This window comes from Sinomicrobium kalidii, assembly GCF_021183825.1.
Taxonomy (GTDB): domain Bacteria; phylum Bacteroidota; class Bacteroidia; order Flavobacteriales; family Flavobacteriaceae; genus Sinomicrobium; species Sinomicrobium kalidii.
This window is the reverse complement of the sequence record NZ_CP089211.1, coordinates 2,033,649-2,050,279: the sequence shown is the minus strand read 5'-3', so window position 1 is coordinate 2,050,279 and position 16,631 is coordinate 2,033,649. Positions and strand designations below refer to the sequence as shown.

Genomic DNA, 16,631 nt, shown 5'->3' with positions numbered 1-16,631 from the left:
AACCCGTGGCCGGAAAAAGCATCTGAAGATATGAAGGGCAGCAGGGTTTACCGGAGTTGACCGGGAAGCTCTGTGAAAAAATGACATTCCCGGTGCGGGATACGGCAGGATATAAGCATTGTTAACAAATCGGAAGAATACAGGACGGAAAACCGCTTGCCGGCTCCGTTTAAAATACAAAAGAATGAAATACAAGGCAGGAAGATATTCCAGGTACATAAAACCCATAAATTATTTTATGGATCTGTTTGTCATTAACCTGTTGGCCCTGTTGTTGCCCATTAACTTTTTTCACCCTTACCTGTTCCTGACCTATCTCTCGCTGGCCTGGGTGGTCATTTCCCTGAAAACCGAATTTTACGATGTACAGCGTTACGCCAAGTTTACACGGGTACTGTCTCTTATATTCCAGCAATTCGTGTTCTTTTTCCTTGTGCTCTATGCCTTTATCGGGTTTTTTAAACAACCCAACATAAGCAGGCTGATCCTGGCCGAATACTTTGCATTGACCTTTTTTATCATTTCCTTTCTCAAGATACTGACCTATTTCCTGTTGTTGCGCTATCGTGCTTTTTTCAAGGGGAATATCCGCAGGGTCGTGGTAGTGGGCAACAATAAAAAGACCCAACAGCTCATCGATGTTTTTAATTCCAGGCTCGAATTCGGGTATGAATTCAAGAAACAGTTTTCCCTGCTCGGGGCAACCAACCTAACGACATTCTTTGATTATGTGATAGAAAACGATATTGATGAAATATACTGTTCCATAGCGGAAGTAAAAGATAAGGAGTTGTCGGAACTCATAGATTTTTCCGATAATAACCTGAAAATGTTGAAGTTTATCCCGGACAACAAGAATATATTTGCCAAAAAGCTGAAGTTCGAGTACTACGATTATATCCCTATCCTGTCGTTGCGCGATATCCCCCTGGACGATCCGATCAATGCTTTTGTAAAACGCCTGTTCGACCTGGTGTTTTCCGCTTTTGTCATTGTTTTTCTGCTGTCGTGGCTCACGCCCCTGTTGGCGCTGATCATAAAAATGGAGTCCAGCGGGCCGGTATTTTTCCGGCAACGGCGCCACGGGATCAATTCGAGGGAATTTTACTGTTACAAGTTCCGTTCCATGGCCATGACCGAAGATGCCGATAAAAAACAGGCTACAAAAAACGATATGCGGATTACCCGTGTGGGGAGATTCATCAGGAGGACGAGCATTGACGAGCTTCCGCAGTTTTACAATGTTTTCCTGGGGCAAATGTCTGTTGTGGGTCCCAGGCCGCATATGGTGAAGCACACCAACCTCTACGGGCAGCAGATCGATAAATATATGGTGCGGCATTTTGTAAAGCCCGGCATTACCGGACTGGCGCAGATCAGGGGATACCGCGGTGAAATAGAAACGGAGACCGATATTATAAACCGGGTGAAATTCGATATATTTTATATTGAAAACTGGTCGCTGGCCCTCGATATAAAGATCACGGGGCAAACGGTACTGAATGCCTTCAGGGGAGAGGAAAAAGCGTATTAATCCCGTCTGCCCTATCTTTGTACCTTTGGGTACGCCGGGCGCAGGAGGAACACCTTTTGTACTCTCCCGTAAAGCAGGGAGCGTATAAAGGAAATATTCCGCCCGGAAATTAATGTGCCCGTGACCGTAAAACAGAATTGCGATAATAAAAACAACAACTACAATGTTCAGTAAGTTAGCCTACGCCGTTTTCGAAGAAAGCATAAAAAAGTACCACGAAAAGGACGATGTGTACCAGCCCTTTGAAAACCCGTACCCTAAAGACCAGATAGAACACCTGCTTTACAGGAAGAACTGGATAGACACCGTACAGTGGCATTACGAGGATATTATCCGCGATCCCCGTATCGATCCTGTGAGTGCGCTCGACCTGAAGCGGAAAATAGACGCGTCCAATCAGGACCGTACCGACACGGTGGAGTATATAGACAGCTATTTCCTGGATAAATACCGGGATGTAGAGCCCAAACCGGACGCTACCATTAATTCCGAAAGCCCGGCCTGGGCCATAGACCGGCTTTCCATTCTGGCGCTCAAAATTTATCATATGGAAGAAGAGGTGAACCGGGAAGGGGCTTCCGGGGTACATAAGGCAAAATGCCGGGAGAAGCTGCAGGTGCTCCTGGAACAGAAAAAAGACCTTTCTTCTGCCATAGACCGGTTGCTGGCAGACATCGAAGCCGGAAATAAGTATATGAAGGTCTACAAACAGATGAAAATGTATAACGACGAGGAACTGAACCCGGTGCTTTACCAGCATAAAAAATAAACCGGATTTTAGTACATGATAAAATTGTTTTAACCGGGTTTCCCGGAAAATCAGTTTGCGCCCTCACCTATTTCGACCGTCCCGATAAATATCGGGATCAATACATCGCCTGAAGGGGGCTGATTTTCCTCGATTTGCTCCTTAGGGCCGGGGTAACAAATCGGGGAGTTTCAAAATTAAATTTTTATCATGTACTAAAAAGACCGTAAAAAATTTCACCCGTATTTCAGATGGAAAGGGAAAAGAACGATATTCATTTGCTGGTTATACGCCTTTCCGCCATGGGCGATGTGGCCATGACCGTACCCGTTTTACACGCATTGGCAAAGCAGCATCCCGGGGTGCGGGTCACGGTGCTTTCGAGGGCATTTTTCAAACCTGTGTTTGACAGGATTCCCGGGGTTTCCTTTTACGAGGCCGATATCCGGGGAAGGCACAAGGGCGTTCGCGGACTGTACAAACTGTACCGCGAATTAAAGGCCCTGGACATCGACGCTGTGGCCGACCTGCACAATGTGTTGCGCAGCAATATCCTGAAAGCCTTCTTTCGAACGGGAGGCTTCCCCGTAGTGCAGATAGACAAGGGGAGGCGGGAAAAAAAAGCGCTGACCCGTGCACGCGGAAAGATATTCCGGCAACTCAAATCCACACATCAGCGTTATGCCGACGTTTTTACCCGACTGGGGTACCCCGTAGATTTGTCCGTTCCCGTATTCTCGCCCGGGCTGGAGCTTTCCCCGGAGCTGTGGCGTAGCCTGGGCCGGGAGAACCGTCTGGAAAAAGGGGAGAAATGGATCGGCATCGCCCCCTTTGCCGCGTTTAAGGGAAAAATGTACCCGGCTGACCTGATGGAAGAGGTGCTGGAAAAACTGGACCGGGAAGGAAAATACACCCTCCTGTTGTTTGGCGGGGGAAAGGAAGAAGAGGAACTGCTGGACGCCTTGCAGTCAAAATACAAAAGTGCCGTGAATGTTGCCGGGAAATTGTCGTTCAGGCAGGAGCTCCGGCTCATTTCCAACCTCGACCTTATGGTGGCCATGGACAGCGGCAATGCGCATCTCGCGGCCATGTACGGGATAAAGACCGTTACGCTCTGGGGCGTTACACATCCCTATGCCGGGTTTTATCCTTTCGGACAGGACAAAAAGTACGCATTGCTGGCAGACCGTAAAAAATATCCTCTGGTCCCCACTTCCGTGTATGGCAAAAAACTTCCCGAAGGGTATGAAGATGTCATGCGGTCTGTTTCCCCGGAAAAAGTGGTGAAAAAGATCAGGAAGGTTTTGGCGGACGGGTAGCCACTCCGGTAAGAAAAAGAAAGGTAAGGCAGATCGGTAAGCTGCCGGCGTCAGGCAATCAGATCCGGAATACCGGCAACCTGAGAAACATCGCATAGAACATTGGTGATGCGTAAATTTTAAAAATAAACCGCTGTACTAAAGGGCTGTAGATTCTGGTAAGTAATGAAATTGCGCTTTAGTTACCCGGTTATTTACCGGGATGGCCTGAATAACTGAGTAACTCATCGACTTATTAACCCAATAACCCGGTGACAACTCAGAATATATTTCCCCGGGCTGCAATATTACACATCGTCATAATCGATGGTCAGCCTGGGCGTTACCGGGTGCGACTGGCAGGTGAGCACCAGGCCTTCTGCGACCTCGCTGTCGGTAAGGATCTGGTTTTTTACCATTTTTACCTGTCCTTCTGTTACCCGGGCGAGGCAGCTGCTGCAAATTCCGCCCTGGCACGAATAAGGAGCGTCGATATCGTTTTCAAGGGCGGCATCGAGGACCCTTTCCGACTGTGGCATGGTGAATTCGAACTCCTCCTCGTCCACAATAATTTTTATTTGGGTCTGTCCTTCAAGGTTTTCGTCCAGTTCCGGTTCTTCTTCCGAAGTGGTAAAGAGCTCGAAATGTATTTTTTCTTCATCAACCCCGTTTTCGCGAAGGGTGTCCGATATCGTGTGTATCATTTCTTCCGGGCCGCAGAGGTAAAAGGCATCGAAATTTGTGTCCTTGTGCTTGTTTTTTATGACGTAATTCACCGTGGAATGTTCGATACGGCCGAACAGTGCGTTCTCTTCCTCCGAGCGGGAATAGGTGAAATATACCGTGAGCCGTTCGGGATACCGGGCCATCAGGTCGGTAATGTCCTTGAGGAACATGGTTTCCGCCGCACTTCTGTTACCGTATACCAGGACAAAACTGCTTTGCGGTTCTTCTTCCAGCAGGTTTTTCATGATACTTATAACGGGAGTGATACCGCTTCCTGCCGTAAAAGCTGCAACGGTCCTCGAAGCGGAGGCCTCCGGCAAAAACGTAAAATGACCTTCCGGGGGATGTACTTCCAGTGTATCGCCTTCCCGCAGGGACCGGTTGGCATACTGTGAAAAAATACCTTCCGGGATTTCCTTGATGCCTACGGAAAGCTTGCCCTCTCCGGGCGACGTACAGATGGAGTAGGACCTGCGGATCTCTTCGCCGTCGAATTCCTTTTTTATGGTAATGTGCTGCCCTGCTTCGTGCCTGTACGTTTCCCGCAGGTTTTCGGGAATATCGAAGGTTATGGTTACCGATTTCGGTGTGTTTCTTTCTATCTTGCTAACCCGTAAGGGATGAAAGTGCAACATGACGTAACGCAATTTTTGGGCAAATGTACATAAAATAGTTGCATTGTTTTTATTTTTCGGAGCAGAGAATGGAATGCTGATCACCGGCACATATATCGGTCACCGGTCTTTTGCCCTGTAAATATTCAGTTCCCTGTAAAATATTAAATTTGGTGTAACAAAACCCGGTTCCCCGTTACCTATAAATCGCAAAACCATATAAAGATGATGAAACACTTTGCCTTCCTGCAATGGAAGTCTTTTTTCCGTTCGGCCAGTCTCGGGAAGGACATTTCCATCCGTATTTTTATGGGGTTCCTGGCGGTTTATTTTATACTTTCCTTTTTAGCGCTGGGCATAGGGCTTTACCCCATGCTTACGGAATTTTTTCCCGGAAGGGACCCGCTTTCCGCGGCCAACAGCCTGGTGCTCTATTGGGTGGCCGCAGACCTGTTTGTCCGCTTTTTGGTGCAGGCCCTGCCCGTGGTGGATATCCGGCCACTGCTTATTCTGCCCGTACCCAAAGGGAAGGTGGTCCATTATCTTTTATTGAGGAGTTTGTCGTCCCTTTTTAACCTGTTTCCGTTACTGGTTGTGGTGCCTTTTGGCATTTACTGTGTATTAAAGGGAAATTATGATACGGTCGCTATGCTGGCCTGGGGCCTGTGTATGGTGAGTTTTATATTGAGTGTCAACTACCTGAATTTTCTTTTGAAGAAGAAATTTACCGGAAATATAAGGTCCTTTCTCCCTGTTGCGGTAACCGGGATGGCCCTGGCCGTTCTGGAGTCCTTGGACGTCCTGGAACTGGGCGTGTGGTGTGGCAGGGTGCTCGATGGTCTCGTCGCATATCCTTACCTGGTTGTTGTTCCGCTGTGTGTCCCCGTACTTTTATACTGCTGGAATCACAGGATGTTGTGCCGTCATTTTTACCTGGATGCCTCTCTTGAAAGCAGCGGAGGCCCTGCCAGGGGATCAGACATGGGCTGGGTACGCAGGTTCGGCGATATAGCGCCTTTCCTGCAACTCGACCTCAAGCTGATATGGCGCAACAAGCGTCCCCGGACTACAGTATGGCTTGCCCTTTTCTTCCTGGCCTACGGGCTCCTGATCTATCCCAACCCGGAATACGGGAACATACCGGCGTGGTATGTATTTGTGGGTATATTTATTTCCGGGGTGTTTATGATGAACTTCGGGCAGTTTGTCCCGGCCTGGGACAGCTCGTATTACAGCATGATGATGGCACAGAACATTCCGCTTAAAAAGTACCTGTCTTCCAAGGCGGCACTGATGACCTTCAGTGTGGTTGTCCTGTACCTGCTCAGCCTTCCTTACGCCTGGTTCGGGTGGGATATCGCAGTGCTGAACACGGCCTGTGCCCTGTACAATATAGGGGTGAATATTCCCGTATTGCTCTTTGCGGGAGCCTATAACAAGAAACGCGTGGACCTGGAAAAAAGCCCGTTCCTGAATTACCAGGGTACCGGGGCCGCACAGTTTGTGGTGGTGTTGCCGTTGCTGCTGCTCCCCCTGCTCATATGGTATACCTGCTATGCATTCATTTCTTTTGATGCGGCCTCATCTGTGGTAGCGCTTACGGGAATTGCGGGAATCGTGTTCCGGGATTTTCTCCTGACCCGGATAGTGAACCTGTACGGCCGGAGAAAGTATATGGCCATTGCCGGGTTTAAGGAGCGCAATAACTAAGGCACAAACACAACATTGTTAAAACAACTTTTGGAAAATATGATATTGGTAAACGATCTTACGAAAACCTATAACGGAACTACGGTGCTGAACATTGAGGAACTTCAGATCCCTTCCGGGCAGAGCTTCGGGCTGGTGGGCAATAACGGTGCGGGGAAAACCACCTTTTTCAGCCTGGTGCTCGACCTTATCCGGCCTACTTCCGGGTATGTGGCCAATAATGAGGTGATGGTAAACAAGAGTGAAGACTGGAAACCTTTCACTTCCGCTTTTATCGATGAAAGCTTTCTCATCGGCTATCTTACCCCCGAAGAGTACTTCTATTTTGTGGGGGAGCTTCGCGGGTGGAACCGGGCCGATGTGGATGCCTTCCTGAAAAAGTACGAAGTGTTCTTTAACGGGGAAATACTGAACAGGAAAAAATACCTGCGCGACCTCTCCAAGGGGAACCAGAAAAAAGCGGGGATTGTCGCCGCCCTGATAGGCGATCCGAAAGTGGTGATACTCGACGAGCCCTTTGCCAACCTGGACCCTACCACCCAGATACGCCTCAAGGGAATAATCCGGGAACTGGCCGGGGCCAACGGTGTTACGGTGCTTGTCTCCAGCCACGACCTCATACACGTTACAGAGGTGTGCACGCGCATTGTGGTACTGGATCGCGGTGAAATAACCAGGGACATACAAACCACCCCGGAAACCCTGAACGAACTGGAGCGTTTCTTTGCCGGGGAAGTCGGAACCGGGGATCAATAGGACGGATTGTGGAGTCGGTGAGTTCTGGAGTTCTTTACCACGGATACACGAGTTTTTTGATAGCGTCCCGGCTTTTAACAATTCCACTCATAGAAGCACAACAAATCCCCCCTTAAGGGGGGACACAGGGGGGTGTCCCCCTGTCAAACCAATTACCCTGATTCTTATCCGTTTAAACGCTCCGCAAACACCCCGTACCTGCCAGTAAAATACAACCTTATGCCAACCGGTTATGATACCGGTGAACCACAATGCACAGACCGGTCGGAAGCCGGTTCGTGTATCCCCTGCCACGTATTTATCCGGCAGATTTTTTATTTAAATCCAAAAAGAAACGTATTTTTACCCGTATAAATCATATATTAGCATTGATCCGCCGGGAATAAACGAACCGGGATCCGGATACGGCAGGTACCGTATCCTGTGGAAAAATGCCATTCCCGAAAGGGAGATACAAAAACAATGCTGAAGTTTGAGGCCCGTAACCAACATATCCTGCTTTATTTTTGCTGTGGCGGCAATTTCATTCGTTGTGCTCTCGGGATGTTCTACCGAGAGGGATGCTTTTCTGAACCGTAACTTTCACGCACTTACGTCCAAATACAATATTCTCTATAACGGAAAAAATGCCCTGCGGGACGGCCGGGAAGGACTGGTTACTTCATACGGGGACGATTACTGGGAAATACTTCCGGTAGAACGTATGGAAGTGGTTGAGGAACTGGCTTTTTCGGGCGGAGCGGAAAACCCCGATTTCGAAAGGGCAGAAGAAAAAGCGACCAAGGCCATCCAAAAACACGGAATGAACATCCGCGGGCGGGAACGCAACCCCCAGATGGACGAGGCCTATATGCTGCTGGGTATGGGAAGGTATTACGACCAGCGTTTTATCCCGGCCATGGAAGCCTTTAATTACGTGATGGACAAGTACCCGGACAGCGATCAATATGCCCGGGCGAAGATATGGCGGGAAAAGACGAATATCCGTATGGAAAGCGAAGAACTGGCGCTTGAAAACCTGAAGGAACTGCTCCGCAGCGAGGAGCTCGAAGACCAGGAGTATGCCGATGCCAGTGCCATGATGGGGCAGGCCTATATCAACCTGCAATACAAGGACAGCGCCATACGACGGTTAAAGATCGCGGCCGGACTCACCAAAAAAAACGAAGAGAAAGGGAGGTATAACTATATTATAGGACAGTTGTACAATGCCCTTGAAGATAAAGACAGTGCCAACATGGCCTTTGACAAGGTCATTGTCCTGAAACGGAAATCGCCCCGCATCTATATGATCAATGCACGGCTGCAAAAAATGCGGAATACCGAAGTGGCCGACGCGGAAGAAAGGGCAGAACGGCTGGATTTCCTGGCCAAAATGGAAAAAAACCGTGAAAACAGGCCGTTCCTTGATAAAATATACCATTATATAGCCGACTTTCATATGGAAGCCGATTCCGTGGCACTGGCGGAAGCTTACCTGAACAGGTCGCTTCGTGCCAATACCGGTGATGACAAGCTGAGTGCCGTGTGTTACGAACAACTGGCTGAAATGAACTTTGACCGTAACGAATATAAAAATGCAGGGGCGTATTACGACAGTACACTGACAAAACTGAAAGACGACCGCCGCAAGATAAGGGCCATACAGAAAAAGCGGGAAAACCTCCAGGATGTGATCCGTTATGAAGATATCGTATATGTGAACGACAGCATACTCCGTCTTGCCGCCATGCCGGAAAGCGAGCGCGAAGCCTATTTTGAGACCTACATTGAGGAACTGAAGAAAAAGGAGGAAGAAGAGGCCAGGCAAAGGGAAGCCGAAGAAAGCGCTGCGGAGGCCGGGATGTTTAATCCTTTTGAAGAATCCGGGAATACAAGGTCACAGAACGAAAATCAAGGCGGAAAATTTTACTTCTACAACCAGGTGACCCTGGGACACGGAAAAACGGCTTTCCGGAGCACATGGGGCGACCGGGAACTGGGAGACAACTGGCGGCTGTCTGACAAAAACACGGTTGCCAGGGCGGAAATTTCTCCGGAAGGGGAGGAACCCGTAGCTGTAGCACCGGACCAGCGTTACGATATCAATTTTTACCTGGACCGTTTGCCGGCCGATGAAGAAGTGCTGGACAGCCTTAAAACGGAAAGGGATTTTGCTAATTACCAGCTGGGGCTTATCTACAAGGAAAAATTCAGGGAATATCCGCTTGCGATAACAAAACTGGAAACCGTACTGGACAGCGAGCCCGAGGAAAAATTGGTCCTACCCTCCAAATACCACCTTTTCCGGCTTTATGAGCAGGTCGGTTCGGATAAAATGGCACAGGCCAGGGAAGACATTATCAAAAACCACCCCGGGTCGCGTTATGCGGAGATCCTGGAAAACCCGGAAGCCGTTCTGGCCGGGGAGACCGACAGCCCCGAAGCCCGCTTCACCGCGCTCCACAAGAAATACCAGGCGCAACAGTATGAAACAGTGCTCCGGGAAACGGAAAATTACATAAAAACACATACCGGAGAAGAGATCATTCCCAGGATGGAGATGCTCCGGGCCACCTGCCTGGGCCGGTTGTACGGACTGGAACGTTTTAAGGAAGCCCTGGGCAGCATAGCGCTCAATTACCCCAATGATGACGTGGGCAAGGAGGCACAGCGGAGGCTGGACGAAGCTGTTGCCCTGGAAAATGACGCATTAACGGCGGCGGAAGAAGGAAAAGGACGGTGGAAACTCCTGTTTCCCCTGCCCAAAAGCAGTATTACCGGGACCAGGGAGCTGATGGAGAACATGGAGTTTTTTACCCTGAAATATCCGTATTACAAAAACCTGAAGGTGTCGCTCGACGTGTATGATGACGATACTGTTTTTGTAGTGGTCCACGGCCTGAGGAACAAAACCGAGGCCGATGCTTACCGGGAACTGGTCAATAATGATGAGGAATGTGTGATAGACACGGAAAATTTCCTTATTTTGAGCCCGGATTACAGGACGGTACAGGTACACAAGAATTTTGATGCCTATAAAAACAAGGAAACCAGTCAGGAACCATAATCAATATACTATTAATCATAATTACTAAAACTTACCCCAAATGTTTTCAGAATCCAAAAAGGGAAAAGTGATTTCGGAAACTTTTCCGCAAGCCAATCGTATTGAGAAAAACACCAGGATTACCGGTGATATTGTTTCCGATGCCGATATCCGTATTGACGGACAGGTAGAGGGAAATGTAAAATCCTCCGGGAGGATAGTCATAGGAAAAGACGGTTTTATCAACGGCAAGATAGAATGTACCAATGCCGATGTGGAAGGGAAATTTACCGGCGAACTGCTGGTGGCCGAACAACTGTCGCTGAAATCTTCCGCGATTATCCAGGGTGAAGTAGTGGCCTCCAAGCTGGCCGTAGACCCCGGGGCGGCATTCAATGCCAACTGTACCATGAAAGGGGCCGAGATCAAGCCCCTGAATAAAACGCAGTATCAGGAACAGAAAAAAGCCGACAGGACCGCCTGATAATAAGAAGTTTTCAGGCTTCCGGAACAGACATAATCTTCTTCCCTGGCCCGGGGAAGGGGCTTTTGAAAGCTATTCGGGCAAGGTTTGGCAGGAAGGGCTATATTTGCAGGCCGGAACCTAAACCCGAAGCTCCGTATGAAAAAACATATAATAGCCTTTTTAAAGCTTATGGTGCCGTTTACGGCAGTCTTGTGTGCACTGCAATACGCATTGGTGACATACGGGATCACCCGGTACGATTTTCAGCTTTCCACTGTTGCCATTTACGTGTTTCACTTTGTGGTTACCTTTCTCATTTATCTTTTTTTAAGTTATGTAAACAACACCTTTTCTGACAAGACGGGTTATGCTTTTATGGCGTGTAGTTTGTTGAGAATGATGGCCTCCGTGGTTTTCTTATGGCCTTTGCTGGAAGGGGAGGGCAACTTTATGGGCGATATCCTGGCATTTTTTATTTCCTACTTCATATATTTAACGATTGAGGTCCTTTATGTGGTAAAACTCCTGCAGGACGACAGGAAATAAAAAAACAGGAAAAATCTTTATTTATAAACAAGGAATTGTTAATTAAATTTTTACCTTTGCGCCAAAATTTTGAGACCCGATATTTTTTAGAGATAAAGATATGGCGATAGCACGAAAATTTGTCAAAAATTTAGCTTTTTTAACACTGTTGACTATCTCATCCGTGTTTGCCCAGGAACACCAGGACAGTCATTCTGCTGATTCCGGGGAAGAAGCCTTCGATCCTACCGAGACCATTATGCACCACATCAGCGACTCGCATGATTTTCACATTGCCGGTGAGGTGTCCCTGCCGCTTCCCGTGATCCTGTGGACCGATAACGGCCTGGTGACTTTTATGTCCGGTGCGTTCCACCACGATGAAGACGGGGAAGTAGTGGTAGAGAAAAAGGGGATGAAGTTCGTACGCTATCACGACGAAATTTATTATGCCGGGGCAGACGGTGAATTGTCTTTCCACGGAGAAGGCGAAGACCGCCACCCCGTAAACGACAGGCCGCTTAATTTTTCCATTACCAAGAACGTATTTACACTGTTCCTGTCGGCAGCCATCATGTTGCTGATCTTTATCCCGGTAGCGAGATCGTATAAGAAAAACCGGGGCGCGCCGAAAGGCCTGGCCGGTTTTATGGAGCCTTTGATCCTCTTTGTACGGAACGATATTGCCATACCCAACATCGGGGAGAAGAAATACGAAAGGTTCATGCCATACCTGCTTACCGTATTTTTCCTGATATGGCTGGGTAACCTGTTCGGGTTGATCCCGTTCTTTCCCTTCTCGGGAACACTTACCAACGATATACTCTTTACCGGAGTACTGGCCGTATTTACATTTTTGATCACCACGTTCAGCGCGAACAAGCATTACTGGGGGCATATTTTTGCCACTCCCGGGGTGCCGAAACCCTTGTTGCTCATTATGATCCCGGTAGAAGTGCTGGGCATGTTTACCAAGCCCTTTGCACTTATGGTGCGTTTATTTGCCAACATTACTGCGGGGCATATTGTGATCCTGAGCCTTTTCTCGCTGATATTCATATTTAAAACCGCGGCGGTATCGCCCGTATCCATAGCATTTGCCCTGTTTATGTTTGTACTGGAATTGTTGGTGGCGGCATTACAGGCTTATGTATTTACCCTCCTGTCTGCCCTGTTTATCGGCCAGGCGGTGGACGATCACCACTAAGGAGTGGCATTTTGTAACAGAGTTTAATTTAGTAACTATATAAATTTTTAACTATGATTTTAGCTGGAATAGGAGCCGGATTGGCTGCGATCGGTGCCGGGATAGGTATCGGTAAGATCGGTGGTTCTGCAATGGACGCTATTGCACGTCAACCCGAGGCGGCTTCAAAGATTCAGACGGCTATGATTATCGCGGCGGCCCTTATCGAAGGTGTTGCACTGTTTGCGGTGGTTGTTGCCCTGATGAAATAATCTGAAAAAAACACACTCCGTAACGGTTGGTTGCGGGGTGGTTTTTACTTGTTGTAACGAAAGGACTTAAACTATATTACAATGAATATTACGCATCCTGAAAGTTTGATATTTTGGTCGGTACTGGTGTTTGTTATCCTGCTGACCTTATTGCGCAAATATGCGTGGAAACCGATACTGAGTGCGGTAAAGACCAGGGAGAACTCCATTAACGATGCCCTGGCGGCAGCTGAAGAAGCCCGTAAGGAAATGCAGAACCTCAAGGCCGATAACGAGCGTATCCTCAAGGAAGCCCGTGCGGAAAGAGATGCCCTGCTCAAAGAGGCCCGCGAGATGAAAGAAAAGATCATTGCCGATGCCAGGGAAGAAGCGCAGGAGCAGGGAAGCAAGATCATTGCACAGGCCAAGACCACCATCGAAGGCGAAAAGAAAGCGGCGCTTGCCGAACTGAAAAGCCAGGTGGCCGGGTTGTCCGTGGAAATTGCGGAAAAAGTGATAAAACAGGAGTTCTCAGACAAAGATAAACAGCTTGAACTGGTGGAGAACATGCTTGGAGAAGTCGGTACCTTAAACTAAACGCACAATGGCAGGAACAAGAGCAGCTATACGTTATGCAAAAGCAGTTCTGGCACTGGCCCGGGAACAGGATGCCACGGAGACAGTGTACGAAGATATGCAGCTGGTTAAGGAAACCGTAGCCGGGAGCCGGGAGCTGCAGTTGATGCTTAAAAACCCGGTGATAAAAACGGACGTGAAAAAATCGGCGCTCAGGGAAATATTTGCTTCCGTACATAAAATATCGGGAGACCTTATCGATATCCTGGCAGCGAATAACAGGATAGCCCTTCTGGGACAGGTAGCCGGGCAGTATGTGGGCGTTTATGATGAGGCCCACGGAAGACAGGTGGCCGTGGTCACTACTGCCGTGCCGCTTACCGACAGGCTCAAGGCGGGAGTGTTGCAGAAAGTAAAAGAACTTACCGGGAAAGACGCGGTGCTGAAAAATATAATAGACGAGGGCATCATGGGCGGTTTTATTCTGCGTATCGGCGATCTGCAATACAATGCCAGTATAGCAAACAGGTTAAGCAATTTAAAAAGAACATTTTCTTTTAATTAATATATAGTTAGTACAATTAAAAAATGAGGTTGGATATTAGGATTTAATAGCTGATCTCTAAACACCAAAATAAAGATGGCTGAAGTTAATCCGGCTGAAGTATCAGCAATATTAAAGAAACAATTATCGGGATTTGAAGCGGGAGCTTCCCTGGATGAAGTAGGAACCGTATTGCAGGTAGGAGACGGTATCGCCCGCGTTTACGGGCTTTCCAATGCCCAGTACGGGGAATTGGTAGAGTTTGAGTCCGGCCTGGAGGGTATGGTGCTCAACCTGGAGGAAGATCATGTAGGTGTGGTATTGTTGGGTCCATCCAAAGAGATCAAGGAAGGTGCTACCGCAAAACGTACACAGCGTATTGCCTCCGTGAATGTGGGAGAAGGTATTGTAGGACGAGTGGTAGATACCCTCGGGAACCCCATAGACGGTAAAGGAAGCATAGAAGGCGAATTGTACGAGATGCCCCTGGAACGCAAAGCCCCCGGGGTAATTTATCGTCAACCCGTAAATGAGCCATTACAGACGGGGATCAAATCGATAGATGCCATGATCCCGGTAGGTCGCGGACAACGGGAGCTCGTTATCGGTGACCGTCAGACCGGTAAGACCACGGTGTGTATTGATACGATCCTGAACCAAAAGGAATTTTACGATGCAGGGGAACCTGTATACTGTATATATGTAGCTATAGGACAAAAAGCGTCTACCGTTGCAGGGATAGCTAAAACACTGGAAGACAAGGGTGCACTGGCCTATACGACCATAGTTGCCGCCAACGCTTCCGATCCTGCTGCAATGCAGGTGTACGCGCCGTTTACCGGTGCTGCGATCGGAGAGTACTTCCGCGATACCGGGAGGCCGGCCCTGATTATTTATGACGACCTGTCCAAACAGGCGGTGGCCTACCGTGAGGTATCGCTGTTGTTGCGACGCCCTCCGGGACGTGAGGCTTACCCCGGTGACGTTTTCTACCTGCACTCCAGGTTGCTGGAACGTGCCGCGAAGATCATTGCCGATGACAATATTGCGAAGGAAATGAACGATCTTCCGGAAGTGTTGAGATCCAAAGTTAAGGGAGGCGGATCGTTAACTGCCCTTCCCATCATCGAAACCCAGGCAGGTGACGTATCGGCTTATATCCCTACGAACGTGATCTCCATTACTGACGGACAGATATTCCTGGAGTCCGACCTGTTCAACTCCGGCGTTCGGCCTGCGATCAACGTGGGTATTTCCGTATCACGTGTGGGGGGGTCGGCACAGATCAAGTCCATGAAAAAAGTGGCCGGTACCCTGAAACTCGACCAGGCACAGTTCCGCGAACTGGAAGCCTTTGCCAAGTTCGGGTCTGATCTCGATGCCGCTACCCTTAACGTTATCGAAAAAGGAAAGCGAAACGTGGAGATCCTCAAACAGGCACAAAACGATCCGTATACCGTAGAAGACCAGGTGGCCATTATCTATGCCGGTTCCAAAAACCTGCTGCGAAATGTACCTGTGAACAAGATAAAGGAATTTGAAAGGGATTATATCGAATACCTGAATGCCAAGCACAGGGATGTACTGGACCTCCTGAAACAGGGGAAATTTACCGATGAGATCACCGGTAAGCTGACCGCTGTTGCTAAGGAACTTTCGGGAAAATATAATTAATGTGATAATTAGCCGGTGTGTCGGTTTGATAATAGTAAATTAGGAGATCGGCACATTATCAAATTCGCTAATTAAGATATGGCAAACTTAAAAGAAATACGCGGAAGAATAACATCGGTATCCTCAACGATGCAGATCACCAGCGCCATGAAGATGGTGTCTGCTGCAAAGTTGAAAAAAGCACAGGATGCCATTACCGCCATGCGGCCCTATGCGGAAAAACTGACCGAACTGCTGCAGGGACTCAGTGCATCGATGGAAGGGGATTCCGGGAGTGTGTATGCCGAAGAACGCGAGGTGAACAATGTGCTTGCGGTGGTGATTACTTCCAACAGGGGACTTTGCGGCGCCTTTAACAGTAATGTTATCAAGGAGGCCAAACAGGCTGTTGCAGATACCTATAAGGGAAAACAGGTGGATTTTGTAGCTATAGGCAGAAAAGGCGGTGAAGTTCTTGGAAAGTCGTACACCATTAAGGAAAACCACGACCATATTTTTGATGACCTGACTTTTGACAATGTATCGGAAATAGCGGAAGGTTTAATGGCGAAATATGTGGACGGTTCTTACGACAAGATCGTGCTGCTGTACAACCACTTTAAGAATGCCGCAACACAGATCGTGAGGAACGAACAGTTTTTACCCATCGTACCCGTGGAAGGGGATGAGCTGGCCTCCGATTATATCTTTGAACCTTCGAAAGAAGAGATCATTGCAACACTGATCCCGAAGTCACTCAAAACGCAGTTGTACAAAGCCGTTCGCGATTCCTTTGCTTCGGAACACGGGGCGCGGATGACCGCCATGCACAAGGCCACCGACAACGCGAAGGAACTGAAAGACCAGTTAAAACTGACGTACAACAAAGCCCGTCAGGCCGCCATTACCAACGAGATCCTCGAAATTGTGGGTGGTGCGGAAGCATTGAATAACTAAGTAAAACAGGAGGAAATACCAGGTCGATCGGGACCGTTTAAAAAGATAAACCTCCATAA

Annotated in this window: 15 protein-coding genes; 14 read left to right on the top strand and 1 reads right to left on the bottom strand. The window is 48.4% G+C overall.

Annotation, left to right across the window (positions count from 1 at the left end; genetic code table 11):
• Positions 1–184: 184 nt before the first annotated feature.
• From LS482_RS08170 to LS482_RS08160, 3 genes are all read left to right on the top strand, one after another.
• On the top strand, positions 185–1,534 hold the full coding sequence (locus LS482_RS08170) for an undecaprenyl-phosphate glucose phosphotransferase (RefSeq protein ID WP_233031288.1): 1,350 nt from the start codon (positions 185–187) through the stop codon (positions 1,532–1,534).
• Positions 1,535–1,697: 163 nt separating this feature from the next.
• A complete protein-coding gene (locus tag LS482_RS08165) occupies positions 1,698–2,303 on the top strand; it encodes a DUF4254 domain-containing protein (RefSeq protein ID WP_233031287.1) in 606 nt (201 codons plus the stop codon).
• Positions 2,304–2,533: 230 nt separating this feature from the next.
• Positions 2,534–3,601 (top strand): glycosyltransferase family 9 protein, encoded by a 1,068-nt coding sequence (locus tag LS482_RS08160; RefSeq protein WP_233031286.1) that lies wholly within the window; start codon positions 2,534–2,536, stop codon positions 3,599–3,601.
• A gap of 287 nt (positions 3,602–3,888) precedes the next feature.
• On the opposite strand, the gene LS482_RS08155 is transcribed toward LS482_RS08160, so the two are convergent.
• Positions 3,889–4,941, bottom strand: a complete 1,053-nt coding sequence (locus tag LS482_RS08155; protein WP_233031285.1) for a ferredoxin--NADP reductase — start codon at positions 4,939–4,941, stop codon at positions 3,889–3,891.
• A gap of 204 nt (positions 4,942–5,145) precedes the next feature.
• Here LS482_RS08155 and LS482_RS08150 point away from each other — a divergent pair, with 204 nt between their 5' ends.
• The 11 genes from LS482_RS08150 (at position 5,146) to atpG (ending at position 16,572) form a co-directional block, all read left to right on the top strand.
• Positions 5,146–6,630 carry a DUF5687 family protein gene (locus LS482_RS08150; protein ID WP_233031284.1) on the top strand — a complete coding sequence of 495 codons (1,485 nt, stop codon included), beginning with the start codon at positions 5,146–5,148 and terminating at the stop codon, positions 6,628–6,630.
• Between the two features lie 39 nt (positions 6,631–6,669).
• Positions 6,670–7,386, top strand: a complete 717-nt coding sequence (locus tag LS482_RS08145; protein ID WP_233031283.1) for an ABC transporter ATP-binding protein — start codon at positions 6,670–6,672, stop codon at positions 7,384–7,386.
• Between the two features lie 472 nt (positions 7,387–7,858).
• Positions 7,859–10,435 carry a type IX secretion system periplasmic lipoprotein PorW/SprE gene (gene porW, locus LS482_RS08140; protein ID WP_233031282.1) on the top strand — a complete coding sequence of 859 codons (2,577 nt, stop codon included), beginning with the start codon at positions 7,859–7,861 and terminating at the stop codon, positions 10,433–10,435.
• Positions 10,436–10,475: 40 nt separating this feature from the next.
• Entirely contained in the window at positions 10,476–10,898 is a 423-nt protein-coding gene (locus tag LS482_RS08135; protein WP_233031281.1) for a bactofilin family protein, read from the top strand.
• A 138-nt stretch (positions 10,899–11,036) separates the two neighbouring features.
• Entirely contained in the window at positions 11,037–11,426 is a 390-nt protein-coding gene (locus tag LS482_RS08130; RefSeq protein ID WP_233031280.1) for a hypothetical protein, read from the top strand.
• A 100-nt stretch (positions 11,427–11,526) separates the two neighbouring features.
• Positions 11,527–12,612, top strand: coding sequence for a F0F1 ATP synthase subunit A (gene atpB / locus LS482_RS08125; protein WP_233031279.1), 1,086 nt, complete (start codon positions 11,527–11,529; stop codon positions 12,610–12,612).
• A gap of 53 nt (positions 12,613–12,665) precedes the next feature.
• Complete coding sequence (gene atpE, locus LS482_RS08120) at positions 12,666–12,863, top strand: ATP synthase F0 subunit C (RefSeq protein ID WP_233031278.1); 198 nt, start codon at positions 12,666–12,668, stop codon at positions 12,861–12,863.
• A gap of 81 nt (positions 12,864–12,944) precedes the next feature.
• Positions 12,945–13,439 (top strand): F0F1 ATP synthase subunit B, encoded by a 495-nt coding sequence (locus tag LS482_RS08115; protein WP_233031277.1) that lies wholly within the window; start codon positions 12,945–12,947, stop codon positions 13,437–13,439.
• 7 nt (positions 13,440–13,446) lie between these two features.
• Complete coding sequence (atpH, locus tag LS482_RS08110) at positions 13,447–13,983, top strand: ATP synthase F1 subunit delta (RefSeq protein WP_233031276.1); 537 nt, start codon at positions 13,447–13,449, stop codon at positions 13,981–13,983.
• 75 nt (positions 13,984–14,058) lie between these two features.
• A complete protein-coding gene (atpA, locus tag LS482_RS08105) occupies positions 14,059–15,636 on the top strand; it encodes a F0F1 ATP synthase subunit alpha (RefSeq protein WP_233031275.1) in 1,578 nt (525 codons plus the stop codon).
• Positions 15,637–15,714: 78 nt separating this feature from the next.
• A complete protein-coding gene (gene atpG, locus LS482_RS08100) occupies positions 15,715–16,572 on the top strand; it encodes an ATP synthase F1 subunit gamma (protein WP_233031274.1) in 858 nt (285 codons plus the stop codon).
• Positions 16,573–16,631: the final 59 nt, after the last annotated feature.